This is a genomic window from Aquabacterium fontiphilum (genome assembly GCF_009909205.1).
GTDB lineage: Bacteria > Pseudomonadota > Gammaproteobacteria > Burkholderiales > Burkholderiaceae_C > Aquabacterium > Aquabacterium fontiphilum.
Window position 1 is genome coordinate 1 of the sequence record NZ_JAAAPN010000016.1, and the last position, 25,855, is coordinate 25,855.

At 66.3% G+C, this 25,855-nt stretch carries 26 protein-coding genes, 1 rRNA gene and 1 riboswitch; of the genes, 15 read left to right on the forward strand and 12 right to left on the reverse strand.

Annotated elements, in window-relative coordinates:
- Positions 1-10: 10 nt before the first annotated feature.
- Positions 11-123, forward strand: a 5S ribosomal RNA gene (gene rrf, locus GTZ97_RS16090).
- 60 nt (positions 124-183) lie between these two features.
- Here rrf and GTZ97_RS16095 read toward each other — a convergent pair.
- Positions 184-1,056 carry an NAD(P)-dependent oxidoreductase gene (locus GTZ97_RS16095; protein ID WP_161651958.1) on the reverse strand — a complete coding sequence of 291 codons (873 nt, stop codon included), beginning with the start codon at positions 1,054-1,056 and terminating at the stop codon, positions 184-186.
- Between the two features lie 166 nt (positions 1,057-1,222).
- Between GTZ97_RS16095 and GTZ97_RS16100 the strand changes: the two genes are divergently transcribed.
- Positions 1,223-2,212, forward strand: a complete 990-nt coding sequence (locus tag GTZ97_RS16100) for a GGDEF domain-containing protein (RefSeq protein WP_161651960.1) — start codon at positions 1,223-1,225, stop codon at positions 2,210-2,212.
- A 339-nt stretch (positions 2,213-2,551) separates the two neighbouring features.
- On the opposite strand, the gene GTZ97_RS16105 is transcribed toward GTZ97_RS16100, so the two are convergent.
- Together GTZ97_RS16105 and GTZ97_RS16110 are read right to left on the reverse strand one after the other, a co-directional pair.
- Entirely contained in the window at positions 2,552-2,896 is a 345-nt protein-coding gene (locus GTZ97_RS16105; protein WP_161651962.1) for a cell division protein ZapA, read from the reverse strand.
- Positions 2,893-3,135 carry a cell division protein ZapB gene (locus GTZ97_RS16110; RefSeq protein WP_161651963.1) on the reverse strand — a complete coding sequence of 81 codons (243 nt, stop codon included), beginning with the start codon at positions 3,133-3,135 and terminating at the stop codon, positions 2,893-2,895. Before GTZ97_RS16110 ends, GTZ97_RS16105 begins: the two co-directional genes overlap by 4 nt.
- 46 nt (positions 3,136-3,181) lie before the next feature.
- Positions 3,182-3,428, forward strand: a riboswitch (cobalamin riboswitch).
- Positions 3,429-3,537: 109 nt separating this feature from the next.
- On the opposite strand from GTZ97_RS16110, the gene GTZ97_RS16115 reads away from it, so the two are divergent.
- From GTZ97_RS16115 to GTZ97_RS16155, 9 genes are read left to right on the forward strand one after another with little or no spacing between them, the layout of a single operon-like run.
- Positions 3,538-5,358, forward strand: coding sequence for a TonB-dependent receptor domain-containing protein (locus GTZ97_RS16115; RefSeq protein ID WP_161651965.1), 1,821 nt, complete (start codon positions 3,538-3,540; stop codon positions 5,356-5,358).
- A 6-nt stretch (positions 5,359-5,364) separates the two neighbouring features.
- Positions 5,365-6,216 carry an ABC transporter substrate-binding protein gene (locus tag GTZ97_RS16120; RefSeq protein WP_161651967.1) on the forward strand — a complete coding sequence of 284 codons (852 nt, stop codon included), beginning with the start codon at positions 5,365-5,367 and terminating at the stop codon, positions 6,214-6,216.
- Positions 6,195-7,190, forward strand: a complete 996-nt coding sequence (locus GTZ97_RS16125; RefSeq protein ID WP_161651969.1) for a FecCD family ABC transporter permease — start codon at positions 6,195-6,197, stop codon at positions 7,188-7,190. Before GTZ97_RS16120 ends, GTZ97_RS16125 begins: the two co-directional genes overlap by 22 nt.
- Positions 7,184-7,933 carry an ABC transporter ATP-binding protein gene (locus GTZ97_RS16130; protein ID WP_161651971.1) on the forward strand — a complete coding sequence of 250 codons (750 nt, stop codon included), beginning with the start codon at positions 7,184-7,186 and terminating at the stop codon, positions 7,931-7,933. Before GTZ97_RS16125 ends, GTZ97_RS16130 begins: the two co-directional genes overlap by 7 nt.
- A 10-nt stretch (positions 7,934-7,943) precedes the next feature.
- Positions 7,944-8,471 carry an ATP:cob(I)alamin adenosyltransferase gene (locus GTZ97_RS16135; RefSeq protein ID WP_161651973.1) on the forward strand — a complete coding sequence of 176 codons (528 nt, stop codon included), beginning with the start codon at positions 7,944-7,946 and terminating at the stop codon, positions 8,469-8,471.
- A 6-nt stretch (positions 8,472-8,477) separates the two neighbouring features.
- On the forward strand, positions 8,478-9,047 hold the full coding sequence (gene cobO, locus GTZ97_RS16140) for a cob(I)yrinic acid a,c-diamide adenosyltransferase (RefSeq protein WP_161651975.1): 570 nt from the start codon (positions 8,478-8,480) through the stop codon (positions 9,045-9,047).
- Complete coding sequence (gene cobT, locus GTZ97_RS16145) at positions 9,047-10,078, forward strand: nicotinate-nucleotide--dimethylbenzimidazole phosphoribosyltransferase (RefSeq protein ID WP_161651977.1); 1,032 nt, start codon at positions 9,047-9,049, stop codon at positions 10,076-10,078. Before cobO ends, cobT begins: the two co-directional genes overlap by 1 nt.
- Complete coding sequence (locus GTZ97_RS16150; protein WP_201748325.1) at positions 10,075-10,959, forward strand: adenosylcobinamide-GDP ribazoletransferase; 885 nt, start codon at positions 10,075-10,077, stop codon at positions 10,957-10,959. Before cobT ends, GTZ97_RS16150 begins: the two co-directional genes overlap by 4 nt.
- Complete coding sequence (locus GTZ97_RS16155) at positions 10,929-11,633, forward strand: histidine phosphatase family protein (protein ID WP_161651979.1); 705 nt, start codon at positions 10,929-10,931, stop codon at positions 11,631-11,633. The genes GTZ97_RS16150 and GTZ97_RS16155 overlap by 31 nt, the downstream gene beginning before the upstream one ends.
- Here the strand turns inward: GTZ97_RS16155 and GTZ97_RS16160 are convergent.
- From GTZ97_RS16160 to GTZ97_RS16200, 9 genes are all read right to left on the reverse strand, one after another.
- Complete coding sequence (locus GTZ97_RS16160; protein ID WP_161651981.1) at positions 11,531-12,643, reverse strand: ligase-associated DNA damage response exonuclease; 1,113 nt, start codon at positions 12,641-12,643, stop codon at positions 11,531-11,533. The two genes, GTZ97_RS16155 and GTZ97_RS16160, sit on opposite strands and share 103 nt — an antisense overlap.
- Before the next feature lie 12 nt (positions 12,644-12,655).
- Entirely contained in the window at positions 12,656-13,975 is a 1,320-nt protein-coding gene (gene clsB, locus GTZ97_RS16165) for a cardiolipin synthase ClsB (protein ID WP_236651274.1), read from the reverse strand.
- A 5-nt stretch (positions 13,976-13,980) separates the two neighbouring features.
- Positions 13,981-14,691: an endonuclease/exonuclease/phosphatase family protein gene (locus GTZ97_RS16170; protein ID WP_236651275.1), complete on the reverse strand. Its 711-nt coding sequence runs from the start codon at positions 14,689-14,691 to the stop codon at positions 13,981-13,983.
- Between the two features lie 126 nt (positions 14,692-14,817).
- Entirely contained in the window at positions 14,818-15,309 is a 492-nt protein-coding gene (nudB, locus tag GTZ97_RS16175) for a dihydroneopterin triphosphate diphosphatase (RefSeq protein WP_161651987.1), read from the reverse strand.
- Between the two features lie 117 nt (positions 15,310-15,426).
- Complete coding sequence (gene aspS / locus GTZ97_RS16180; protein ID WP_161651989.1) at positions 15,427-17,229, reverse strand: aspartate--tRNA ligase; 1,803 nt, start codon at positions 17,227-17,229, stop codon at positions 15,427-15,429.
- A gap of 103 nt (positions 17,230-17,332) precedes the next feature.
- The gene (locus GTZ97_RS16185) at positions 17,333-17,671 is read right to left on the reverse strand and encodes an FmdB family zinc ribbon protein (RefSeq protein WP_161651991.1); all 339 of its coding nucleotides are present in this window, start codon (positions 17,669-17,671) and stop codon (positions 17,333-17,335) included.
- Between the two features lie 63 nt (positions 17,672-17,734).
- Positions 17,735-19,189 carry a high affinity choline transporter 1 gene (locus tag GTZ97_RS16190; protein ID WP_161651993.1) on the reverse strand — a complete coding sequence of 485 codons (1,455 nt, stop codon included), beginning with the start codon at positions 19,187-19,189 and terminating at the stop codon, positions 17,735-17,737.
- 146 nt (positions 19,190-19,335) lie between these two features.
- A complete protein-coding gene (gene ubiB, locus GTZ97_RS16195) occupies positions 19,336-20,889 on the reverse strand; it encodes a ubiquinone biosynthesis regulatory protein kinase UbiB (RefSeq protein WP_161651995.1) in 1,554 nt (517 codons plus the stop codon).
- Positions 20,890-20,903: 14 nt separating this feature from the next.
- The gene (locus tag GTZ97_RS16200; RefSeq protein ID WP_161651997.1) at positions 20,904-21,485 is read right to left on the reverse strand and encodes a hypothetical protein; all 582 of its coding nucleotides are present in this window, start codon (positions 21,483-21,485) and stop codon (positions 20,904-20,906) included.
- Between the two features lie 222 nt (positions 21,486-21,707).
- Between GTZ97_RS16200 and GTZ97_RS16205 the strand changes: the two genes are divergently transcribed.
- The 4 genes from GTZ97_RS16205 to GTZ97_RS16220 all read left to right on the forward strand — a co-directional run.
- Positions 21,708-23,102 carry an undecaprenyl-phosphate glucose phosphotransferase gene (locus GTZ97_RS16205; RefSeq protein WP_161652005.1) on the forward strand — a complete coding sequence of 465 codons (1,395 nt, stop codon included), beginning with the start codon at positions 21,708-21,710 and terminating at the stop codon, positions 23,100-23,102.
- A gap of 22 nt (positions 23,103-23,124) precedes the next feature.
- Complete coding sequence (locus tag GTZ97_RS16210; protein WP_161652007.1) at positions 23,125-24,372, forward strand: TonB-dependent receptor; 1,248 nt, start codon at positions 23,125-23,127, stop codon at positions 24,370-24,372.
- A 20-nt stretch (positions 24,373-24,392) separates the two neighbouring features.
- Positions 24,393-25,430, forward strand: a complete 1,038-nt coding sequence (gene galE / locus GTZ97_RS16215) for a UDP-glucose 4-epimerase GalE (RefSeq protein ID WP_330863629.1) — start codon at positions 24,393-24,395, stop codon at positions 25,428-25,430.
- A gap of 63 nt (positions 25,431-25,493) precedes the next feature.
- Positions 25,494-25,855: sugar phosphate nucleotidyltransferase (locus tag GTZ97_RS16220; RefSeq protein ID WP_269089947.1), on the forward strand; the 362-nt coding region annotated here is incomplete at its 3' end.

Below are 25,855 nucleotides of genomic sequence, written 5' to 3' on the forward strand. Positions count from 1 at the left end.
ACAGTTCAAGCCTGATGACCATAGCGAGTTGGTCCCACTCCTTCCCATCCCGAACAGGACAGTGAAACGACTCAGCGCCGATGATAGTGCGGATTCCCGTGTGAAAGTAGGTCATCGTCAGGCTACTCACCCCAAAAGGCCCTCAACCTCCAGGTTGGGGGCCTTTGCTTTTTGCCGGTCGATTCAACCGATGTCGGTTTGACGGCGGGCCAGCTCACGGTAAAGCGCGGATTGGTCGAGATCTGCGTCTCCGTGTTGAGCGGCTGCGGCATAGAGGGCGGCCAGCCCCTTGGTGATTGGGGCGTCGAAACCCAGCAGATCTGCCGTGTTCAGCGCGTTACTCAGGTCCTTGAGCTGAACGGCCAAGGAGCCGCGTTTGACGAAGTCCTGTTGGACCATGCGTTCGCCATGCACCTCCAGGACCCGGCTTTCGGCAAATCCCCCGCGGAGCGCCTGTCGCACCATGGCGGGATCAGCGCCGCCGCGCTCCACGAACAACAGGGCTTCGGCCACCGCGCCGATGGTGATGCCCACGATCATCTGGTTGGCGAGCTTGGCCAGCTGGCCACTGCCGATCGGACCCACGTGCGTGGGGCGCCCCATGACCTCCAGTATGGCGCGCACGCGCGAGAAGACTGCTGCGTCGCCGCCGGCCATGATCGCCAGGGTGCCGGCCTCGGCGCCGAGTGTGCCGCCTGATACGGGAGCGTCGAGCGCGTCCACGGCAAAGCGCGCCAGCTGACTCGCATGCGCTCGCGCTTGCTCAGGGCGGATGGAGCTCATGTCGATATGAACGGCGCCTGCGCGCATGGCCTGCGCTGCACCGCTGTCAATCAGCGCGGCATGTACGGCCTCGCCGTCTGTCAGCATCGTGATGACGATGTCGGCGTGTTGGGCAGCCTCTGCCGGCGTGGCGGCGTGCTGTGCGCCCTGGGTCACCAGAGCTTGGGTTTTCTCCGGCGTTCTGTTCCAGACGGTGAGCGGGTGGCCGGCCGCCAGCAAGCGGACGCCCATGGGCGTGCCCATCAGGCCACACCCGAGCAATGCAATCTTCATGGTTGTTGTCGGCTGGTGTGCGGAAATTCGCACTTGTCACGTAAAGTGCCCGTTCCTCCCACGTTTGAAGGACAGGCATCGCTGGTATTTTCGGCGAACATTCCGTGGATGGCACGGGCGCGCGCTGGCAGCGCGTGAGCCGATCACTTTCCGAACACGAGCTGACATGGCCGATATCCAACACCCCGCGAACCTGATCGCGGCGCCGCTGAGTGATGCATTGCTGGATGCGCTGGACCAGATGGGGCTGGCTGTCACCGTCAAGGAGCTGGCGTCGGGCCGCTACACGACGGCAAACCGCCTTGCTGTGGCGTGGTTCGGCGGGGAGTTGATCGGCCGAGTGGACACCGATGTGCTGGATGGTGTGCAGGCCGCTGCGCTGCGCGCCGTCGAGCAGCAGGCGCAGGCGGCGGGTGACGGCGTGCGCGCGGAGCACAAGCTGGAGTTGCGCGGTGAACGCAAGGAGTTCGTCGCCTGGCGTCGCGTGGTCAACGCAGCTGAAGAAGGCGCACCGGTCATGTTGTCTGTGTGGCAGGACGTGACGGAGCTTCGTCGACGCGACGCGCAGCTGCAGACTGCGCTGGCTCAGCTGGAGCAGCAGCAGAAGGCCAATGAGGCGCTGCGCCGTGAGGCAGAGGGCAATCAGGTCCGCGATGGCGTGTCGGGCTTGTACCAGCGGGCGCATTTCGAGGAGCAGTTGCGCCGCGAGGCCGACCTGTCCAGCCGGGAGCAGCGCGAGTTCGCACTGGTGTCGGTGGCCATCGACAACATGGACGAAATCATGCGCCTGCATGGTGTCGAAGGCTGTGAGCGGGTGGTGGAGTCGCTCGGCCGCTTGCTGCGCGCAGGCACCCGGGCAATGGATTCGCCTTGTCGCCTGGGCGGCGACCGTTTTGTGGTGCTGCTGTCGGGGGTGGGGCTGGCCACGGCGCACTCGCGCATGGAGCAGTTGCGCAGGCAGTGTGCGCAACACATCGTGGCCTATCAGGGGCAGCAGATCCCGTTCACGGTCAGCATGGGCGTGGCCAGCTTCCCGCACACGGCGGGGATCGTGGACGAACTGATGCGCAGCGCCGATCGCGCGCTGGCGTCCGCCCGGGAAAAGGGCGGCAACCGCATCGTGCTGGCCAGCATCCAGTTCGCGGCAGCGACTTGATGCCCGCGGACACCGTGTCAGCCTGACCAACAAAAACGGCCAGCGCGCAATGCGGGCTGGCCGTGGGAAGCAGTGTTCGCTGCGAGCCGGTTGCCGCATTCCTGAACCCAGGGGATTCAGGTGGGCGAGGTCAGCGGTACGTCGGGTTCATCTGACGCGAGACGATCACACCAGTGCCACGATGTTCCAAGCCCTGGCTCAAAGAGCATCGGTTCAAGGAAATAAAAACAACCGCGAACGCAACGAACGGTTTCATTCTACGGCGTTCGTCGCCGTGTGTATGCGCAATTGCGCGGCTTTCAGGGGTTTGTTTGCCGTCGTTTGACAGCGGGACCCGCCTCAGATCAGTTGGCCATCTTTGCCGAGTGCCTGATCCAGCCGAGCGATGAGCTGGTCAAGGTAGGCAGGGTTGGCATCGTCTGACGAAGTGGTCTGGGTATCGTCGGTTTTGCCGGCAGCCGATGAGTCTGCGGCCGCCTGCATGGGCCGTTCCGTCAAGATGTAGGCAAGGTTGAGCGCGGCGAGAACGGCGATGCGTTCGCGTGCCTTGAGCTTGCCGCTGTCGCGGATGGCGCACATCTCGCGGTCGACCTGGGATACGGCTTCCTTGAGGCGTTGCTCGCCGCCATCGGGGCAGCCCAGCAGGTAGCTCTGGCCCATGATGGAGACCTCGATCTGTTTCATGGCTTGCCGGCTCCTTCGTCGGTCTCAGCCGGGGTGTGTTCGCCCGCGCCGAGCTGGGGCAGTTTGTCGATGAGCACGTCGATGCGTGCTCTCGCGGCGGCGAGGCGGGCTCGCAGCGAGTCGCGCTCTTGCGTGAGTGCGGTCACCTGTTCCGTGAGCAGGGCGTTGACGCGATGCAACTCCTCATGGCGCAGCAGGAGGCGCTCGATGCGGTCGGTGAGTTGATCGATTCTGGACATCGGCAAGCCCGGCTCGGGGTGTTCAGGGATGTGCGATTGTAGGGCGCTTACAATCCGCTTCGTTGGTGCTCGCGCCGGGGTTCGCCCGGTGCAGTTAAACGGGAAGCAAGAGGGATCAGCCGCCCACGGCGTGCTGCCTGACTTGCGCTGCCCCCGCAACGGTCGGCGGTCGAACGTCTCAGCCATGGTTGAGTCGTTCCGCTTGCGTGCTACAGCCACTGGGTCTCGTGCCTGGGAAGGTCTCGCAGGTCGCACCGCCCAGCCCGGATACCGGCCAGCAGGGGGCCTTGTGCGCGCACGCGGACGAGGCCGTTTCGTCCGTGACCTGCGGGGACGCTGGTCGGGGCCTTTGTCTTGTTGTTCATCATGTTGTGTGTGTACTCGGCGCAAGGTGCGTCGCGAGTGGGTGTTGCCGTTGCCGGCGTCGGGGCCTTGTGTGCCGTTCTGTCTGCAGGGCCGGTATCGGCGCAGGAGGTTGGCGAGTTGATCGTCACGGCCACGCGCCAGCCGGAGCGCGTGTCTTCGGTGCTCGCCGACGTCACGGTGATCCGGCGGGAGGACATCGATCGCAGCGGTGCGGTGACTCTGGAGGATCTGTTGTCTCGCGAGTCGGGTATGGTCTTCTCCAGCAACGGCGGGCCAGGCGCGTTGTCGAGCCTGTTTGTGCGGGGGACCAACTCGAATCATGTGCTCCTGCTGGTCGACGGTGTGCGAGTGGGGTCTGCCACGGCCGGCACGCCGACTTGGTCGCGTGTGCCGCTCGCGCAGATCGAGCGCATCGAAGTGGTTCGTGGACCCATGTCGTCGCTGTATGGCAGTGATGCCATCGGTGGGGTGGTCCAGGTGTTCACCCGTCGCGGGCAGGATGGCCAGCACCTCGATGCCGAGCTGGGCGTGGGTTCGCGCGGCACGGTGCGAGGCAGCGCGGCCTGGTCCGGTGCGCAAGACCGGCTGAGTTATGCCCTGTCGCTGGGATATGAGCGTACGGACGGCATCGATGTGTCTTTGCCGTCCCGCACACCGCGTGAGCCGGACCGCGACCGGTTTGCCCTTGGGAGCACCTCGGCCAGGGTGACGTATAGACTGTCGCGTGATCACGAGGCAGGCGTCAGTTACCTCTTCAGCCGTGGCGAGAACGATTACGACGGGTACTCGCCCGACGCAGCGAACCGATCAACGGTGAGCAATCTGGTGGCGCATTGGCGCGCGCAGTGGCTGCCCAGCTGGCGCAGCGAGGTGCGGGTGGGGCGGAGCGCAGACGACGCGGAGGAGCGCAGCCGTGGCGAGCCCACAAGTCGGGCGAAGACGACGCAGCGGCTGTACGCCTGGCAGAACGACATTCAGACCACCATGGGAACCTGGTTGCTGGGCGCCGAGCGGCTGGAGCAGGGGATCGTGGCCACCTCGGCTTACGACCAGACCAGGCGGGCCATTGATTCGCTGTTTGTCGGCTGGCAGTGGCGTGCCGGCGCGCATACGGCGCAGGTGAATGTGCGTCGCGATGACAACACGCAGTTCGGCGCCAAGCAGACGGGCTCGCTCGCGTATGGCTATCAGCTGACACCAGCCTGGCGGGCCAGCGTGGGATACGGTACGGCGTTCAAGGTGCCGACGTTCAATGACCTGTACTTTCCGCAGACGTGCTTCTTCGGCGAGTGCTACGGCGGTAACGCGGATCTGAAACCGGAGCGCTCCCGTAACCGAGAAGCCGCCCTGCACTATGAGCAAGGCCCACACAAGGCGTCTGTGGTGTGGTTCCTCAACGAGGTCAGTGACCTGATCGAGTGGGGCAACACGCCGGTGAACGTCAGTCAGGCTCGGATTGAGGGGTGGTCGCTGCGGTATCTGACACGCGCGGCGGGTCTGGACTGGCGCGCACAGTTCGACCACCTGAGCCCGGTCAACCGCAGCACGGGCGAACTGTTGGCCAAGCGCGCGCAACGACAGGCACTCGCTTCGGTCGGCCAGTCGGTGGCGGGCTGGGATTGGCGCCTGGAGGCCCAGGCGCGCAGTCACAGGGTGGAGTATCCCTACGCTCAGCCGACCGCGCGGCTGGGGGGCTATGCCGTGGTGAATGCCCAGGTGAGCCGGCGTCTGGATCGTCCGGGCTGGACGGCTTTTGCCAAGGTCGACAATGTGTTTGATCGTGACTACGAACTGTCCAAAGGCTTCCGTACACCTGGGGTGACGGCCTTTGTGGGCGTGCGTTACAGCACGCCTTGATGCGCAATGCGGTGGCTCGGTCCGTTTCGCAACCTCACGGCCTTGAGCCAGGCGGCATGGCGGGCGATCCTCGTGTCGTGTCTGTGGCTGCCCGTGGTTGCCACAGCATCGCCCGTGCCATCGCGCGTCGTGTCGCTGGACCTGTGTACAGACTGGATGCTGGCGCGCCACTTGCCGCGTGAGCGCGTGGCGGCGTTGTCGCCTTTCCACCGGCGTTACCCGGTGGCGTGGGTGGGGCTGGACTGGCCGGCCCACGATGGCTCGCTGGAGCAGGTGCTGGCGCACAAGCCGGATCTGGTCATCACGGGGCAGTACAACGCCCTGGGCCTGCGGCAGCGCCTGCAGGCCTTGGGCGTGCGGGTGGTGGTGCTGCCTTTGCCGGATACCCTGGCGCGGATCACTGCCTATGAACACATGCTGCTGGACGCTGTGGGGCAGCCTCGGGATCGGGCACGCCAGCCATCCGGCTCGCATGCCGATGGCGCTTCGTCTGGCGCTGTGCCTGGAGGCGTTGCCCGACCGCGTCTGTTGCTGCTGGGGGCCAATGCGATTGGCACGGGTCGCGGCACGCTGGAGCATGACGTGATCTCGCGGGCAGGCTGGGACAATGCAGTGGTGCGCCAGGGACACGTGGCGCTGGACATGGAGGCGTTGGTGCGCCATCCGCCTGACGCGATCCTGTGGGCCGCGCCGCAGCACGCGGCGCAGGCCAATCGCTTCGGATCGCACCCCGTCCTGCACGAAGTGGTGCCGACGTCACGATGGATGCGTTCGGATTACTGGCGATGGCAGTGTCCGGGGCCATGGACCTGGGACCTTGTTGAGCAGTTGGTGGCATGGCGAAACACCTTGCGTTGATCCCGCCAGCGGTCGTCTGGCTTGCCGTGGTTCTGGTTGCCGCGGCCTCGTTGTCAATCGGGTCGCAGCCGGTGCCCGTCTGGGACGGACTGTTGGCGTGGGGGCGTGGCGAAGGCGTGGCCGAGGCGCTCATCGTTGGCGAGGTGCGTTTGCCCCGCACGGTGCTGGCGCTGGCTGTGGGGGCTGCCTTGGGCCTGGCCGGTGCGGCGCTGCAAGGGCTGCTGCGCAATCCGTTGGCAGAGCCTGGGCTGACGGGGGCCAGCCAGGGGGCCGCGCTGGGGGCTGCGTCGGTGTTTTATTACGGGTGGTTCGCGGCGGTCGGGCCACTGGCCGTGCCGGCGGCTGGGATGTTGGGGGCGGGACTCACATTGGCTGTGATGGTGTTGCTGGCCGGTTCAGCGCGGGCGGGCATGGTCATCATGGCTGGTCTGGCGGTGACCACGCTGGCCGGTGCCTTGCTGGCGCTGGCGCTGAACTACGCACCCAACCCATTTGCCATGCAGGAGTTGGTGTTCTGGCTCATGGGCTCGGTTGCCGATCGCAGCCTGGCCGATGCGGCCCTGCTGTTGCCGGGGCTGGTGCTGGGGGCGGCGCTGATCTGGTCTCAGCGGCGGCTGCTGGCTGCACTCAGCCTGGGCGAGGCCGTGGCCGAGAGCATGGGTTTGCGGGTTCGGAGTGGCACGCGTGTGGTGGTGCTGGGTGTGGCCGTGCTGGTCGGGGCGTCGGTTGCGGTGGCTGGCAGCATCGGCTTTGTCGGGCTGATGGTGCCCCACCTCGTGCGCCCGTGGGTGCGCCACCGCGCCGACCGTGTGCTGGGCATGTCGGCTGGTGTCGGGGCCGTGCTGGTGTGTCTGGCCGACATGGTGGTGCGCATGCTGCCCGGCACGCAGGAACTCAAGCTCGGCGTGCTGACATCGTTGATGGGGGCGCCGCTGTTTGTCTGGCTGGTCTGGCGGGAGCGTGGCAGATGGTGACGCTGGCGGTGAACGAACTGCGCGTGCCCGGTCGCCTTGAGGGGCTGACGCTGAACGTGTGCGCGGGTGAGCTGGTGGGCTTGATCGGGCCGAACGGCGCGGGCAAGTCGACGTTGCTGTCATGCATGGCGGGGCTGTCCATCGGGCAAGCGCAGGCCTTGGCCACGGTTTCGCTGTCGGGCGTGCCACTGACGCGTGTGCCCCCGCAGGCCCGTGCGCGGGCCGTGGGCTTCATGCCGCAGCAGACCGATGCGGCTTGGGATTTGCGTGCTGAGGATGTGGTGGCGCTGGGGCGTCTGCCCTGGGGTGACATCGATGCGGCACACCCGGCGGTCGAGACGGCCATGCGCCAGACGGATGTCTGGTCGCTGCGCACGCGGCGAGTGCGCACCTTGTCTGGGGGCGAGTGGGCGCGCGTGTGCCTGGCGCGCGTACTGGCGGGGGAACCGGCCCTGATCCTGGCGGACGAGCCGACCTCGCATCTGGACTTGCTCCACCAGCAAGAGGTCATGCGCGTGATCCGTGCCCACGCGCAAGGCGGCCGTGCGGCGGTGGTGGCCCTGCATGATCTGGGTGCGGCGGCGCGCTACTGTGACCGACTCGTGTTGCTGAAGGCGGGGCGCCTGGTGGCAGCTGGGACGCCCGCAACGGTATTGCAAAACGATTTGCTGCAGTCAGTGTATGGCGTGCGGGTGCATGTCGACCTGCAAGCCGACCCGCCTGTTGTCTTGCCGGCGGGATGAAGGAGCGACCATGCGACCCACAGGAAACCGTGACGAACTGTGCTACCCCTTCATCTTCGAGACGTCGGCGCTGTGCGACTTCGAGGTGGTGACGGATGAATTGTGTGGCCTGGTCGGCGCGGCGATGGCGGCGCTCGACGACGGCAGCGCCGACGACATACGCAATGATCTGGCGGCCTTGCAGCCCATGGTGTTCCACGTCAATGGCTCGATCCGGGGGCGCCTGGCGGTGTCCGACGCCGATCTCGCCTGGTTGCAGTCGCGCTTGAACCACTACCGGGCCTCGCTGGGCGGACGGGTTCAGGGCTTCGTGCTGCCTCGGGGGGCGGCGCCCGTGCCGCAGTTGCACCTCGCACGCTCGGCGGCGAAGAAAGCGATTCGCTGGATGGTGCGGGTGGAGCAGGAGGGAAAGACCGTACCGGACATCCTCCCGCGGTTTTGCAACATGATGTGCAACTTCTTTTTTGTGTTGACGCTGGTGCTCAACGCGCGACGTGGCGTGGACGAGGTGCCGTTCGTCAGCCGCAGCTACGGTTGATCGCCCATGGAACTCCAACAACCTCCCACCGACGCGCCCCAGCAACGCGAGAAGGCAGATCGCCGCGGCCTGCTCATCGTCAACACCGGCGATGGCAAGGGCAAGAGCACGGCCGCCTTTGGCCTGGCGCTGCGTGCGCACGGCCGTGGCAAGCCGGTGCGCATCTTCCAGTTCATGAAGGTGCCGAGCGCGCGATTCGGCGAGCACCGCGCCTTTGAGCAGTTGGGTGTGCCGGTCGAGGGTTTGGGCGATGGCTTCAGTTGGAAGAGCAAGGATCTGGAACACTCGGCCCAGCTGGCGCGGGAGGGTTGGGCGCGTGCGCGCGCCGTCATCGAAGCGGGCGAGACCTTTCTGGTGGTGCTCGATGAGCTGACCTATCCCTTGATCTACGGCTGGGTGCCGCTGGATGAGGTGGTGACGGCCTTGCGCGATCGCCCGCGGGAGGTCCATGTGGTGATCACAGGGCGTGACTGCCCTGACGAGATCGTGGCGATTGCCGACACCGTCAGCGAGGTCCGCAAAGTCAAGCATGCGTATGAGGCGGGCATTCCGGCGCAGCGGGGCATCGAAGACTGATGCAGGACCTGGACGACCCCGCGCTGCGTGCCTGGCTGCAGCAGTTGCTGGACCACAAGACCAAGCCACAAGGCGCGCTTGGTGAACTGGAGCGCCTGGCCCTTCGGATCGGCCTGATCCTGCGCAGCGAGACGCCTCGCCTGGAGCAGCCTCAGATGGTGGTGTTCGCGGCCGACCATGGTTTGGCTGCGCGAGGCGTCTCGGCCTTTCCGAGCGATGTCACCTGGCAGATGGTCGAGAACTTCCTGGCGGGTGGCGCGGCGGTCAGCGTACTGGCGCGTCAGCATGGTCTGACGCTGACGGTGGTGGATGCGGGCGTGGCACGTGACATCGCCCCGCGCCCGGGCCTGCAGATCCGCAAGATCGCGTACGGGACGACCGATTGCACGCAGGCCCCGGCCATGACGCCTGCCCAGTGCGAGGCGGCTTTGCACGCTGGCGCCGAGGTGGTGCGCGGGTTGCCCGGCAACGCCCTGTTGATTGGCGAGATGGGCATCGGCAACACGTCGAGTGCGGCGCTGCTGATGGCGCGGCTGACGGGCGTGCCGTTGGCGCAGTGTGTCGGCCGAGGCACAGGGCTGGACGAAGCGGGCGTGGCCCGCAAGCTGGCGGTGCTCGAATCCGCCTTGCAGCGCCACGCGGATGTGAAGGAGCCCATGGCCGTGCTCGCCGCAGTGGGGGGCCTGGAGATCGCGACGATGTGCGGCGCCGTGCTGGAGGCAGCCGCGCAGAACCGCGTGATCGTGGTCGATGGCTTCATAGCCAGCAGCGCGGTGCTGGTGGCGCAGGCCCTGCAGCCCCGCGTGCTGCAGCGCTGTGTGTTCGCGCACGAGTCGGACGAGAGCGGCCACGCGCGCATGCTGGCCCACATGGGTGTGCGCGGGCTGCTGCAACTCGGGCTGAGGCTGGGCGAGGGTTCGGGCGCGGCGCTGGCTTGGCCGCTGCTGGAATCAGCCTGTCGCATTCTGGGCGAGATGGCCAGCTTTGCCGACGCGAGGGTGAGCCAGTCGGTCGAGGGCGGCGCAGCATGAACGCGCTGTGGGCCGCGCTGCGCCATGAGTGGCGACTGTTGCTGGTGGCTGTGCAGTTCCTGACGCGCATCCCGGTGAATGCGCGGGCCCTGGGTGGTGCGTGGGATCCAGCGTGGCTGCAGGCATGCCTGCGCCACTTCCCGTGGGTGGGCGCGATCGTGGGGACGTGGGCCGCCGCGGTGACCTGGCTGGCCGCACAGTGGTGGCCGCCGGCGGTGGCCGTGTTGCTGGGCATGGCTGCGACCGTGTGGCTGACCGGCGGGTTTCACGAAGATGGCTGGGCCGACACCTGTGACGGCCTGGGCGGCGCGGTAGACCGCCAGAAGGCCTTGACCATCATGAAGGACTCGCGGCTGGGCACTTATGGCGCGCTGGGGCTGATCCTGCTGTTGGCGACCAAGGCAGCCATCCTCATCGAAATGGCCTCACCGCGCATCACGGAGCTGAATCCGTCGTCCGAGATCCAGCGTGTGTTGTTGCTGTGGACGGGCGTGGGACTGGTCTGGTGCCATGCCGCTTCGCGGGCCGTGCCGGTGTGGCTCACGGGAATGTTGCCCTATGCGGGCGATGAGGCGCATGCCAAGGCCAAGCCGCTGGCGCTGCAGGTCAGCCGCATGCAGGTGGTGCTGACCTTGCTGAGCGTGCTGGGTGTGGCGCTGATCATCTGGGCTGTGTTTCGTTGGTCGGGCTGGCCGCTCGGCACGCTGGGGCAGGCGATGGGGCGATCGGCCGTGGTCATGGCACTGGTGGCCTGGGTGTGTGGGCGCTGGTTCAGGCGCCGCCTGGGCGGTTTCACGGGCGACACATTGGGAGCCAGCCAGCAACTGGCCGAGGTCGCGGGATTGCTGGCATGGCTGAGCGTGATTCACCCGGTGGGCTGATGCTGCGCGCTTGGCGGCACCCGGTGGCGCGGGGCGCGACCGGGCGGTGCATCGGCCAGACCGATCTGCCCGTGTGCCGGCGCAAGGCCAAGCGGCTGGCGCACCGGATGCGCAAGGATGCGCGCCGACTGGGACTGACCAAGGCTGGGGCGCGGCCTGTGGTGCGCACTTCGCCGTTGACGCGCTGTCTGGCGGTAGGCAAGTGGTTGCGCCGCTGGGGCTGGCGCATGCAGGTTGACGCGGATCTGATGGAGATGGACTTCGGCCGCTGGGACGGGCAGCCCTGGTCGGCGATCAGCCAGGATGCGGTGGATGCCTGGTGTGCTGATTTCGCAGACCACGCGCCCGGGGATGGCGAATCGTTGCGGCGGTTTCTTGCCCGGGCCGCGTGTGCGTGGCGCCGTGGCGCTTCAGCGGCAATGGATCTGCCCGGCGGGGCGCGCGTGGTGATCGTGGTGGCCCACGGTGGCTGGATCAATGTGATGCGCTGGTCTGGCCGGCCTGATACGACGTGGTCGGAGGGCGCGCCTGTGCCACCGGCTCAGCCCGCCGCATGGCCGGCCGCGCCGCCTCACGGCGCGTTGACGGTGTTGTCGCTGTCGCCGCTGTGGCCGTTGACGCCTTGCGGCGGCGCGGGCTCGTTGGCCAACTCGTTGGCAGCTTCGTCGCCGTAGTCCGTCTCCATGCTGCTGGCGTCCAGTCCCTGCTCCTGCAGCCAGCGCACCAGCACGGCTTCCTGGCCGTGCGTCACGATGACGCGTTCGGCCCCCGTTGCCCCGATGGCCTGGACGAGTCCCGGCCAGTCTGCATGGTCAGACAAGACGAAACCGCGGTCGACGCCAGCCCGTCGTCGGGCCCCGCGCAGTTGCATCCAGCCGCTGGCCAGGCCGTCTCGGGCATGCTGCAGGTGGCGCGACAGCCGGCCACGTGCGGCGCTGGGCGGCGCCAGAACGAGCGCGCCGGCCCAGTCGCGTTTGTCAGGCATTTCTGCGAACCGCCGGGTGGCGGGCAATGCGACCCCGCTGGCGCGATAGGCCTCGTTGACGGCATCGACCGCGGCGTGAACCACGATGGGCCCGATGGCCGGATCCACGCCGGCGAGCAGCCGCTGCGCCTTGCCGAACGAGTAACCCAGCAGCAACGAGGGCAGGCCCTCGGCCGCGTTCTGACGCCACCAGGCGTTGATCTCATCAAACACCTCGGTGGGTGGTCGCCATCGGTAGATGGGCAGGCCAAATGTCGACTCGGTGATGAAGCAGTGACAGCGCACGGGCTCAAAGGGCAGGCAAGTGGCATCGGGGGCGACCTTGTAATCGCCCGACACCACCCAGACCTGGCCCGCATGGGCCAGTCGCACCTGGGCCGAGCCCAGCACATGGCCGGCAGGGTGAAGCGAAAGGGTCACGCCGCCCACGGTCAGCGTGTCGCCATAGGCCAGTGTCTGCAAGGGCAGGGGCCCCAAACGCGCCTGCAGCACACCAGCGCAGTCAGGGGCGCACAGGTAATGGGCGTGGCCCGCGCGGGCGTGGTCGGCGTGGGCGTGGGTGATCACCGCGCGGTGTACGGGGCGCCACGGGTCAATGTAGAAATCGCCCGGCGGGCAATACAGCCCTTCGGGCCGCCGCACGACCAGGTCACCCGATGGTGGCGTGAGTGCGTGGGCAGGCGTGGGGCCGATGACCATGGCCGTGTCGCTTCAGTAGCGCCCGGTGGCCCCGGCCAGCCACAGATAGGCTTTGGCCAGCCAGCCCACGGCGGCGCGCTCCAGACGGCGGCCCCAGGTGGTCGGCGTCCCGGCCGGGTCCTGTAGCACCTCCCGGCTGTTCGCGAAGTCCTGCTCGAGCGCCTGCCCGAGCGCCTGTGAGAACCCCCGGTCGCGGACGATGAGGTTGGCCTCCAGGTTCAGCACCAGCGACAGCGGGTCGAGGTTGGACGACCCGATGGTGGCCCACTCGTCGTCCACCGCGAGGATTTTCGCGTGCAGGAAGGCCGGTTGGTATTCGTGGATGCGCACCCCGTGGCGCTGCAGCTCGGCGTACAGCACACGCGCGGCAATGCCGGCGATGCGGTAGTCCAGTTTGCCCTGCAGCAGCAGGCGCACCTGCACACCCCGCGCAGCGGCCTGACGCAGTGCGATCCGGATGGCGCGACGGGGGTAGAAGTAGGGCGTGACGATGTCGATGCGCTGGCGCGCCTGCTGCATGGCCTGCAGGGCTGCACGCTCGATCGTGCGGCGTTGGCGCAGGTTGTCACGCAACACGAAGGCCGCTCGCATGGGGCTGTAGGGCGGTGGCGCCTGTCGCAACTGACCTTGTTCGCGCGGCGTCAGGCGCAGGCGGGCGTGTTGCCACAGGTGTCGAAGGTTGCGCAGACGGTGCGGGTCGCGAGCCCATTGCGACAGGTCGTCGCGCCAGTCGCGCCCGAAGCGCGCCCGCGTCCACATCGCACGAATGGTATGGACCACAGGCGTCACCACCGGGCCGGATACGGCCACGGCGTAATCCAGCCGTGGCAATTCCGTCCAGCCGTGGTGCAGGTCGAAGCAGTCGTCGATCAGGTTGATGCCGCCGATGAAGGCCGCCTCATCGTCCACCGTGCACAGCTTCATGTGCAGACGGCGCCACTGGCTCGCGTCCAGCAGCCCCCAGACCCGATGCAGCGGGCGGTAGACCTCAAGCTGCACGCCGGCCTGCATCAGTTCCCGCCAGACCGTCTCGGGGGCGTCCCGCGACCCCACCCCGTCCACCACCATGTGCACGTTGACACCGCGCCGTGCTGCGCGCTTGAGTGCCTGCAGCACCATCCCGGCCTGGCCCTGCGGGTGCACGATGTAGAAAGCCACCCAGACGCTGTGCTGCGCCTGGTCGATGCGGTCGCGCATGGCCGGAAACAGCGTCTGTCCGCCACGCAACAGCTCGACGGTGTTGCCCCCGGTGTAAAGCGGTCGCCGCTGGGCATACCAGGCCAGCTGCGTCAGTTCGTCGTCATGTTGGAGCGAAGCGGCGTGGCGCTGCATCCTCATCAGTCCAGATCGAGCTCGACGACCAACGGCAGGTGGTCGGACAGGCGCGCCCAGGTGCTGCCTCTGGGCACCATGACGGACTGGCAGCTCAGCCCCCGCGTGTAGACGCGATCGAGCGCAAGCACCGGAATCAGCGATGGGTAGGTGGCCACGCGGGCCTGCTCGCCCGGTCCCGCCCGGTGCAGCCCGACCGATGCCAGGATGCTGTCGAGCTTTTCGTTCCAGTCGTTGAAATCGCCTGCCACGACCACCGGTGCGCGGGGCGGGATCTGCTCGGCCACGAGCTTGGCCAGCCGCTCGGCCTGGCGTACCCGGCTGGCGTGGATCAGCCCCAGGTGCACCACCACCACGTGGACTTCGGTCTCGCGCCAGTGCACGGGCACGTGCAGCAGGCCGCGCTGTTCGAAGCGGTGGTCTGACACGTCGTGGTGGCCGATGTCGCCGATGGGCCAGCGCGCCAGCAAGGCGTTGCCATGCTCGCCGTGCCGGGTGACGGCGTTGGTTCGGTAGGCCACTTCATAGCCCTCGGGTGCCAAGTACTCGGCCTGGGGCACGTTGGGCCAGCTCAACGGTCCCAGCCGTGTGGGCGAGAACTGTCGGGCTTCCTGGTGGTTGAAGCGGCGCACCTCTTGCAAGCACACAATGTCGGCATCCAGCGCTTCCACGGCCAGCCCCAGGTTGTGGATCTCGAGCCGCTTGGTCGGGCCCATCCCCCGTACGCCCTTGTGGATGTTGTACGTGGCCACGCGCAGATGGCGAGCGCCCAGCGTGGTGGGCGGCAGCAGCGAGGACTGGAGCGGGTTGAGCACAGTGCGGTGAAGAGTCGGTGCGAAGCCTCAACGATACCGCGTCGCTTGCGTGCCCGTACGTCGGGGAAGTTGCAGGATGGCCTCGGCGTTCGAAGGCGAAAAACAACGGTCGGCGGCCTCGGCCCAGGGCAGCCACAGCGCCTGGGTGTGTTCACGCGGGGCCAGCGTGATCACGCTGTCGCGCGGCACGCACAGGCCAAAAACCCGCTCCGTGTTGTGGGTGACGCCCGGCGCGTAGCGGTGGCGCCAGATGGGGTAGATCTCGTAGACGTTCTCGATCTCCCAGTCGACCAGCGCCGTGTCCGCGATGCCATCCGCGCCCACGGTCAGGCCGGTCTCTTCTGCCACCTCGCGCACGGCGGTGTCGCGCCAGGGCTCGTCTGCGCGGTCTTTCGAGCCCGTGACGCTTTGCCAGAAGCCCGGCTGCTTGGCTCGCTCCAGCAGCAGCACATCCAGCTCGGGGCTGTGGATGACGACCAGAACCGATTCCGGGAGCTTGTAGGCGGGCGCAGCAGACATGTCGTCAGTGTGTCACGAACGGCCTGGGGCGGCGGCGGGCATGGCCTTCGTCGCCACGATGAACAAGGGCACCCGAAGGTGCCCTGTTCATGGAAGCGATGTTGCGCTCAGGCCTGTTCAGCTGGCTGCGCCGGCGGCCTGGCCGGGGTTGCGCAGGCGGATGTGCAGCTCGCGCAGCTGCTTCTCGTCGACCATCGATGGCGCCCCGGTCAGCAGACACTGGGCGCGCTGCGTCTTGGGGAAGGCGATCACGTCGCGGATCGAGTCGGCCTTGGTCATCAGCGTGACCAGGCGGTCCAGGCCGAAGGCCAGGCCGCCGTGGGGCGGGGCGCCGTACTGCAGCGCATCCAGCAGGAAGCCGAACTTCACCTTGGCGTCTTCCTCGGTGATTTTCAGCGCGCTGAACACCTTGGACTGCACGTCGGCGCGGTGAATCCGGATCGAGCCGCCGCCCAGTTCCCACCCGTTGAGCACCATGTCGTAGGCCTTGGCCACACAGGCACCTGGGTCGGTGTCCATGAGGTCTTCGTGGCCATCCTTCGGGGCGGTGAAGGGGTGGTGCACCGCGTTCCAGCGATCTTCGTCCTCGTCGTGCTCGAACATCGGGAAGTCAACCACCCACAGCGGGGCCCAGCGGTCTTCGAACAGGCCGTTGGCCTTGCCGAAGTCCGAGTGGCCCACCTTCAGGCGCAGCGCCCCGATGGCGTCGTTGACAACCTTGGCCTTGTCGGCGCCGAAGAAGATCAGGTCGCCGTTCTGGGCGCCGGTGCGCTTGAGCACCTCGGCGATGGCGGCATCGTGCAGGTTCTTGACGATGGGCGACTGCAGCCCGTCGCGGCCGGCGGCCACGTCGTTGACCTTGATCCAGGCCAGGCCTTTGGCGCCGTAGATCTTGACGAACTCGGTGTAGGCGTCGATCTCGCCGCGCGACATGGCGCCGCCGCCCGGCACACGCAGGGCGACCACGCGGCCGCCCTTGGTGGTGGCGGGGGTCGAGAACACCTTGAAGTCGACATCGGTCATGACGTCGGTCAGCTCGGTGAACTGCAGCTTCACACGCAGGTCGGGCTTGTCCGAGCCGTACAGGTGCATGGCGTCGGCGTACTTCATGACGGGATAGGCGCCGAGGTCCACATTCAGCGCCTTCATGAAGACGTGGCGGATCATGCCTTCGAACATGTCACGGATTTCCTGCTCGGTCAGGAAGCTCGTTTCAATATCGATTTGCGTGAACTCAGGCTGGCGATCGGCGCGCAGGTCTTCGTCGCGGAAGCACTTGGTGATCTGGTAGTAGCGGTCGAAACCGGCCACCATCAGCAACTGCTTGAACAGCTGGGGCGATTGGGGCAGCGCGAAGAACTGGCCGTCATGCACGCGCGAGGGCACCAGGTAGTCGCGGGCGCCTTCGGGCGTCGACTTGGTCAGCATCGGGGTTTCGATGTCGACAAAGCCGTGCTCGTCCAGGTACTTGCGGCATTCCATCGCCACGCGGTAGCGCAGCATCAGGTTCTTCTGCATGTACGGACGGCGCAGATCCAGCACGCGGTGCGTCAGACGGGTGGTTTCCGACAGGTTTTCGTCGTCGAGCTGGAAGGGGGGCGTCACCGAGGCGTTGAGCACCTCCAGCGTGTGGCCCAGCACCTCGATCTTGCCGCTGGTCAGGTTGGTGTTCTCGGTGCCGGCCGGGCGCGCACGCACCACACCGGTGACCTTCAGGCAGAACTCGTTGCGCACGTCTTCTGCGATCTTGAACGAGTCGGCGCGGTCCGGATCGAACACCACCTGCACCAGGCCTTCGCGGTCGCGCAGGTCGATGAAGATCACGCCGCCGTGGTCACGGCGACGGTGGGCCCAGCCCATCAGCGTCACGGTCTGGCCCATCAGCGCTTCGCTGACCAGACCGCAATAAGTGGTGCGCATTCTCGTGCTCTCCGGAAATGAAAGGGGCCCGACCCGGCGGGCATGCCGGTGTCAGAGCCCTCGATTGTCGTTCAGGTTTTGGGGGGCGACTGCCGTGCTGGGCTCAGTGGCAGGCGCAGGACGTGCCGCAAGCGGCTGCCGGCGCATCGGATGAGGTGGCCGATGACGTGGCCGTGGAGGTGGTGGCATTGCCACCCGCCTCACCCGTTGAGCCCGCTGCAGCGGCGGCTGGCGCAGAAGCCGCAGCACCGGCGCCACTGCCGCCACGGAAATCGGTGACGTACCACCCTGAGCCCTTGAGCTGGAAGCCCGCCGCCGTGACCTGCTTCTTGAACGCCTCGGCGCCGCAGGCCGGGCAATGGGTCAGCGGGGCATCCGACATCTTCTGGAGAACGTCTTTCGCGTGGCCGCAGGCATCGCAACGGTAAGCGTAGATGGGCATCTTGGAACCTCAGACTCGAACGATCCGTCTCAAACCCGCCATTTTACGCCAGACGCCAGTGGCTCAGGTTTCGCCGATGTGCTTCGGATGGCCGTGGTGCGGCGCCAGCAACTGGGGTCCCAACGAGCCCACCAGCATGCCGGTGATGGCTGCCAGCAGCCCGGCCAGTTGCCCTGGGAACACTTCGCCAATCGTCGGGTGGAAGGTGAAGTAGATCAGGGTGCCCAGGCCCGCAGCAATCGACAGCACTGCGCCCTGGGTGGTGGCGCGCTTCCAGTACAGGCCGCAAACCAGTGGGATGAAGGCCCCCACGAGCGGGATCTGGTAGGCGCCGGCCACCAGTTCGTAGATGGAGGTACCGTCCATCAGGATGGCATAGGTCAGCACGGCGGTGGTGAACACCAGCAGCGACACACGCAGCGAGCGAAGCACCTGCTTGTCGCTCATGTGCGGGTAGATGTTGCGCAGGATGTTCTCGACGAAGCTGGTGGATGGCGCCAACAGGGTGGCCGACGAGGTCGACATGATGGCCGACAGGAGCGCGCCAAAGAACAGGATCTGCGCGATCAGCGGCATGTGGTTGAGGATCAACGATGGCAGGATCTTCTGCGCGTCGTCCTCCAGGAAGGCGCTGGTCTGCTCGGGCATGATGACCATGGCCGCTGTCGCGATGAACATGGGGACGAACGAGAACAGCAGGTAGCTGAAGCCACCGATCATCGTGCCCGTGCGGGCGGTCTTGGCATCCTTGGCAGACATCACCCGCTGGAACACGTCCTGCTGCGGAATGGAGCCCAGCATCATGGTGATGGCCGCTGCAATGAAGAAGAGCCAGCCATGGGTCGTGTTCTCGGGCAGGATGCGCAGCCAGTCGCGCTGCTGGGCCAACTGCAGCACCTGGTCTGCGCCGCCAGCCCGCTCGCCCGCCAGATAGGCGATGAAGCTCAGGCCGCACACCAGCACGATCATCTGCAGGAAGTCCGTCCACGCGACGGCCATCATCCCGCCGATCAGCACGTAGATCAGCACCAGCGCGGTGCCCAGCACCATGCCCTGGATGGGCGTGATCCAGCCGCCAGTGAGCAGGCTGAAGACCAGACCCAGCGCGGTGATCTGCGCGGCCACCCAACCCAGATAACTCAGGATGATGGCCACCGAACAGAAGATTTCCACGCCCTTGCCGTAACGCTGACGGTAGTAGTCGCCGATGGTCAGCAGATCCATCTTGTACAGCTTGGCGGCGAAGAACGCACCGACCAGCACCAGACACATGGATGCACCGAACGGATCTTCGATCACGCCGCTCAGGCCGCCCTCCATGAAGGTGGCCGGGATGCCCATCACGGTTTCTGCGCCAAACCACGTCGCGAACGTGGTGGTGATCACCATGGCCAGCGGCAGGCTGCGGCCGGCCACGGCGAAATCGGTGGTGTTGTGCACGCGGGTGCCCGCGTAGATGCCGATGCCCAGCGTGAGCACGAGGTACCCGGCCACGAACCAGATCAGGGTGGAGTCCATGAGCGGCAAAACCTTTCCAATAAAGCCGACCAACAGAGCAGGCGCCCACCACGAGCGCACTTATCGGGGGCGCAGTGTAGACGCAGAAACGCCCGGAAAGACGGACAAGCCCTGAAAGGAGGGGGGATCTCCGTCCGTGGCGGGCCTCACCAGAGGCCGAGCACGTGCATGCGCAGCAAGAGCTGGGCCATCAGCAGCCCCATGATGAAGCCCAGCGCGATCCAAAGCACCGCCGACAGGGTGCGATTGGTCTGGCGTTGCTCGCGCAGGATGGCCTGCAGGTCACGGCGCAACGCGGTGTCGCTTTGTTCCAGGTTGCGGTGGACCAGGCGCGGCAGCTCCGGCAACAGCTTGGCGTAGCGGGGCGCCTCGCGCTTGAACTGGCGCAGCAGGGCGCGCCAGCCGACTTGTTCCTGCATCCAGCGTGACAGGAAGGGCTTGGCGGTGCTCCACAGATCCAGGTCCGGATCGAGGTCGCGACCCAGGCCTTCCACATTGAGCAAGGTCTTCTGCAGCAGCACCAACTGCGGCTGGATCTCGACATGGAAGCGCCGGGAGATCTGGAACAGACGCATCAGCACCTGGCCCAGCGAGATTTCCTTGAGCGGCCGGTCGAAGTAGGGCTCGCACACGGTGCGCACGGCGGCCTCCAGTTCGTCCACCCGCGTGTAGGGGGGCACCCAGCCGGATTCGATGTGCAGTTCGGCCACGCGCTTGTAGTCGCGGTGAAAGAAGGCGATGAAGTTCTGGGCGAGGTAGTCCTTGTCGACCTCGGTCAGCGTGCCGATGATGCCGAAGTCCAGGGCGATGTAGCGCCCGAATGTGGTCGGGTCCAGGCTGACCTGGATGTTGCCCGGGTGCATGTCAGCGTGGAAGAAGCCGTCGCGGAACACCTGGGTGAAGAAGATGGTGACGCCGTCGCGGGCCAGCTTCTTGATGTCGACTCCCGCATCGCGCAGACGCTGGATCTGGCTGATGGGCACGCCCTTCATGCGCTCCATCACCATGACGGTGGGCGTGCAGTAGTCCCAGATCATCTCGGGCACGATGACCAGATCCAGTCCGGCCATGTTGCGGCGCAACTGGGCGGCGTTGGCGGCCTCGCGCACCAGGTCGAGTTCGTCGTGGAGGTATTTGTTGAACTCGGCCACCACCTCGCGCGGTTTCAGGCGCTTGCCGTCGGCCCACAGGCGTTCGACCCAGCCCGCCAGCGTACGCATCAACGCCAGGTCGTCATCAATGACGGACAACATGCCGGGACGCAGCACCTTGACGGCCACCTCACGCCCGTCATGCAGCACGGCAAAGTGCACCTGCGCGATGGACGCGCTGGCGATGGGCTGGGTGTCGAAGCTGCGGAAGACCTCGGTCAGGGGTTTGCCCAACGCCTTCGCGACCAACTGCTCGGCCAACTCGCCAGGGAAGGGCGGCACGCGGTCCTGCAGCCGCGCCAGTTCGTCGGCTACGTCTGGGGGCAGCAGATCCCGCCGGGTGGACAGCATCTGCCCGAACTTCACGAAGATGGGCCCGAGTCGCTCCAGCGCCTCGCGCAGGCGCTGCCCGCGTGGCGCGTTCAGACGCCGGCCAAACGAGAGGATGCGGGCGAGCAGGCTCCACCCAGGCCGTCGCAGGCTGTCAAGCACCAGGCCGTCCAGCCCGTAGCGCAGCGCAATCCAGAAAATGTAAACAGAGCGTAACAACGCTGCAGCCCCGGTCAGTGTGAGGGGCCGCCGGGGCGGTGCGCACCACGGGCCGTCTGCCAGCCCCGGAGCAGCGCCTCGCGCGCCGCTTCGGCGGTGCTGCGCAGGAGCTCGGTCGGGGCGGCGCCCAGCCACCGCGCGAGATCGTCTTCGATGTCCCAGCGCAGGTTCTTGACCAGCCACGCCGCCACCTCGGCGAACTGGGCGTCGCCTTCGATGGCCACTTCCGGGCGCTCGCCACGAATGGCGCGCCACGCGGCCGTCCACGGCGCGGGCAAGGTCACAGTGAGGCGCAACGCAGGTGCAGCCTCGGCCGCCGATGCCGTGGCGGAGGGCGCCTGCCACTCCAGCAGGCCGGCCGGTGTGACGCGCCACAACAGGGCCGGCGGCAGGCCGCCCTGCAAGCCCAGGGGCGCATCCAGCCACGCAGGCAGACGCACGCCGGATGCTGCCACCCAGTTCACCTGCAAGACACGGCCCGCATGGGGCCGCAGCCTGTCGCACGCCACCGGTTCGCTGGACAGCACGTGGTTGATCAGCAGGGTGAGCCGTTCGAAGGCCCACGGGCTCACGCCGGAGAGGAGGGAAGTGACCATGTGGCGATTGTAGGTGGGGGCAAACGTGGGGTGACGCGCTGTCACATTCAGCAGCCTGTGCGGCGTTTTGGCGTCAACCTGTCACGGATTTTGATCCACAATCGTTGCGTAACCGTTTGCCTGGGGCCCATCTCCGTGATGGGGCCGGGCCCTCATCGACCTCGGCGCCCCTCCCGAATCGCCTGAGCACGCCGGCCGCCGGCGTCGGGCCAGCAGTTGTTCATGTTCAATAATCGAAACTACAACCGAACGTTCTTCAACGCCCCGCAGTCGGTGACCTCGTTCGTGGCGGCCTTCTTGGAGCCGGCCATCACCGTGGCCACGCTGCTGGCTGCCATGGCGGTGTTCAACGAGCCGATGTCGCGCGCGCCCATGGCGCTGTGCCTGCTCGTGTTCGCGTTGACCTTTCCGGGGCGGAACCGTTTCACGGTGTCGCGCCTGGAAGCTGGCATCGACATCCTGGGGTCGTGGGTGTCCATGCTGGCCATTCTCTGGCTGTGCGGCTATGCGACCAACAGCCTGATCTTCTTCGAGTTCGATGTGATGCTCGCCTGGGCTGTTGCCACGCCCTTGCTGCAATGGGCCGCGGTGTGGGTCGGCAAGGCCATCATCAAGAGCCGGTCGTCCCGGCCCGGGGCCAAGCGTCGCGCCATCGTGGTGGGCGCGGGGCCCCTGGGCGGCAAGGTTGCGCGGGCCTTGCAGAGCCATCCTGACCAAGCCACCGAATTTGTCGGTTACTTCGATGACCGGACTGACAGCCGGGTGCTGCCCGAGGCGGTGAGCATGCGTCTGGGCGGACTGCGCGACGTGGCCAATTACGTCTATGCGCACGGCATCCATGAGGTGTACATCACGTTGCCGCTGGGATCGCAACCGCGTATCGTCGAATTGATGGAGGCCGTGCAAGGCACGACCGCATCGCTCTATTTCGTTCCGGACGTGTTCGGCATCAGCATCATCCAGGGCCGTCTGCAGGACATGAACGGCGTGCCGGTGGTCGGCATCTGCGAGACGCCGTTTACCGGGACGAACGCGCTGGTCAAGCGCGTCTCCGACATCATCCTGGCCGCCATCATCCTGGTCCTGATTTCGCCCATCTTGATCGGTGTGGCCATCGGGGTGAAGCTGTCGTCGCCGGGGCCGATCATTTTCAAGCAGCGGCGCAACGGCCTGGACGGTGAAGAGATCATCGTCTACAAGTTCCGCTCCATGCGCACGCAGGACAACGGCACGGTTGTCAAGCAGGCCACCAAGGGCGATCCGCGTATCACGCCATTCGGCGCTTTCATCCGCCGCACCTCGCTCGATGAGTTGCCGCAGTTCATCAACGTGCTGCAGGGGCGGATGAGCATCGTGGGCCCCCGTCCCCACGCCGTGGCGCACAACGAGGAGTACCGCAGGCTGATCAAGGCCTACATGGTGCGTCACAAGGTCAAGCCGGGGATCACGGGCTGGGCCCAGGTCAACGGCTACCGAGGCGAAACTGAAACCATCGAGAAGATGCAGGCCCGCGTCGAGTACGACCTGGAATACCTGCGCAACTGGTCGCTGGGGCTGGACCTGCAGATCATCGTCCGGACGGTGCGCCTGATGGTGTTTGACCGCAACGCTTACTGACATCCACACGAGGAGGCATGACATGACCGTATCCGTCGCTCCGCTGCGCCGTCGCCCCCTGGCTTTGGCTGCTTCCCTGGCCGTGATGGGCGCCCTGGGCCTTTCGGCCCCCGCTGCTGACGCTGCCGAAGACAATTTGCCCTTGTTTCTGACGCTGAGCCAGTCGGTCACCCGAGACAGCAATATGCTGAAAGTGGAAGACAACGAGCAGGCAGATACGCTGTCCAGTACCGCCGTTCGTGTGGGGCTGAACAAGGCGTATGGCCGACAAAACTACAGGCTGGATCTCACGGCCAGCCATAACAAGTACTCGACATTCGACCAGTTCAATTACAACGGATTCGTGGGTAGCGGGGAATTCGTGACCGATGTGGGTTCGAATCTGAGGTTGACCGCAAACGCGGCGGCCTCTGAAACACTGCCGAAGTTTGAAGACAGTCGCGCCAACCGTACCGGTCGAAACACCCAGACAACTAAGCGTGCGGCCCTTGATCTGCGCTACGGGCTGTATGGCCGTATGTCGGTCAATGCTGGCTATAACCGGTCGGATATCAAGTACAGATTGACTGATTTCGATAACCGAAAGTCCAACACATGGTCATTTGGCGCGCGGTATCAACCCCACGACCTGATGAACTACGGACTCACATACTCTGAAACCGACTCGGAGCTGCCCGACGGTCGGGTGACGCCCGAGGAGATCCACCGGCGAAATCTCAGTGTCGTTGCCAATTGGCGGGTGACGGGGTTCAGCGTGTTGAGCGGCAGCCTGGGCTATTCCAGGGAGCGCTATGAAGTCGATCCGGCGCGAAACTTCAACGGCGTGACCGGGTCCGCAGCCTGGGCATTTACGCCGGCTGGCAAGGTTTCGTATCGGGTCAACTGGCTGAGGGACACCAACAACCAGGGCGGCTATTCGATCACTGGCCAACTGGCGAGCCAGACCGGCAGCGCGAACCGCTTGACCAATCAATATTCCGCTTCCGCGACGTGGCAGGCTACGGCGAAGATCGCGGCAACCGCGCAGCTGACCCACATTCGCTACGACGAAGAGTCGCGGACGACGACGACCGTGTTGGGCCAGGAGACGACGGATTCAGACAACCGCGCCGGGCGCCTGAATGCGATATCTCTCGGGGTCGACTATCAACCGATTCGGAGCGTCAATTTGGGCTGCGACCTCCAACATTACGATCGAACGGCGTCCGTCTTTTCGCGTGCGTACAGCGGCCGAGCCCTGTCCTGCTCACTGGGCTTCACCCTGGATTGAGCGCAACCACGGACCCGCCTGTGACCGCCTCCCCCTGCATCCTTCTGACCGGCGCCGCGGGCTACATCGCGTCGCACACCTGGCTGGCCCTGCAAGAGGCCGGCTTCACCGTGCTGGGCGTCGACAACTTCGTCAACAGTTCCCCCAATGTGTTGCCCCGGCTGCGCGAGATTGGGGGGCAGCCCACGCATTTCGTCGAAGGCGATGTGCGTGACCCGGCGGTGCTGGATCGGTGTTTCGAGGTGGCGCGGCCACTGGGTGGCATCCGGGCTGTGGTGCATTTTGCGGCGTTGAAGGCCGTGGGCGAATCGGTCGAGCGGCCGCTGGATTACTTCGAAAACAACCTGGGCGGGCTGCTGGCCGTGTGCCAGGCCATGCAACGCCATGGTGTGTTCGATCTGGTGTTCAGTTCGTCGGCCACGGTCTATGGCGAGCCCGAGCGCCTGCCCATCACCGAAGACGCGCCGCTTCGCGCCACCAACCCCTATGGCCAGACGAAACTGCTCGGCGAAGAGCTGTTGCGCGGCCTGGGCGCCTGTGATGCGCGCTGGCATGTGGCGACGCTGCGTTACTTCAACCCCGTCGGGGCGCATCCCAGTGGGCGCATTGGCGAAGACCCGCGCGGCGTACCCAACAACCTGATGCCCTACGTGGCGCAGGTGGCCGTGGGCAAGCGCCCGCATCTCAATGTCTTCGGCAACGATTACGACACACCGGACGGCACCGGTGTGCGCGATTACATCCACGTCTGCGATCTGGCCGAAGGCCATGTGGCTGCGTTGCGCTACCTGTTTGCGCAACAGCGTTCGCTGACGGTCAATCTGGGCACGGGGCAGGGCTACAGCGTGCTCCAGCTGGCGCAGGCTTACGGACGGGCTGCGGGGCGCGAGGTCCCGCTGGTGTTTGCGCCGCGGCGCGCCGGAGATGTCGCAGCGTGTTACGCCGATCCGGCTCAGGCGCACGCCTTGCTGGGCTGGCGCGCCACCCGGGGGCTCGACGACATGTGCGTCGACTCCTGGCGTTGGCAGTCCACCAACCCAGGCGGGTTTGACAGTTGATGCGGCTCTCACGGCCGGCGTCGCGTCACGAGACTGGCATCTGGTTTGCATAAGGTTCAACACATGACACACACCATTCTTCCCGTGATCATGGCCGGCGGTTCAGGGACCCGGCTGTGGCCGCTGTCCCGTGCGCTGTATCCCAAGCAGTTTCTGGTGCTGGAGGGCAACCAGAGCCTGTTCCAGCAAGCCCACCTGCGCCTGCAGGCGCTGGCGGCAGACGACATCGCGGTGAGCAAGCCCTGCATCGTGGGCAACGAAGAGCACCGCTTTCTGGTGCTCGACCAACTGCGTGAACTGAAGGGCGAGCCTTCGTCGCTGCTGCTGGAGCCCGCCGGCCGCAACACCGCGCCGGCCGTGACGCTGGCGGCGCTGCAGGCCACGGCCGACGGCAGCGACCCCATTCTGGTCGTCACGCCGGCAGA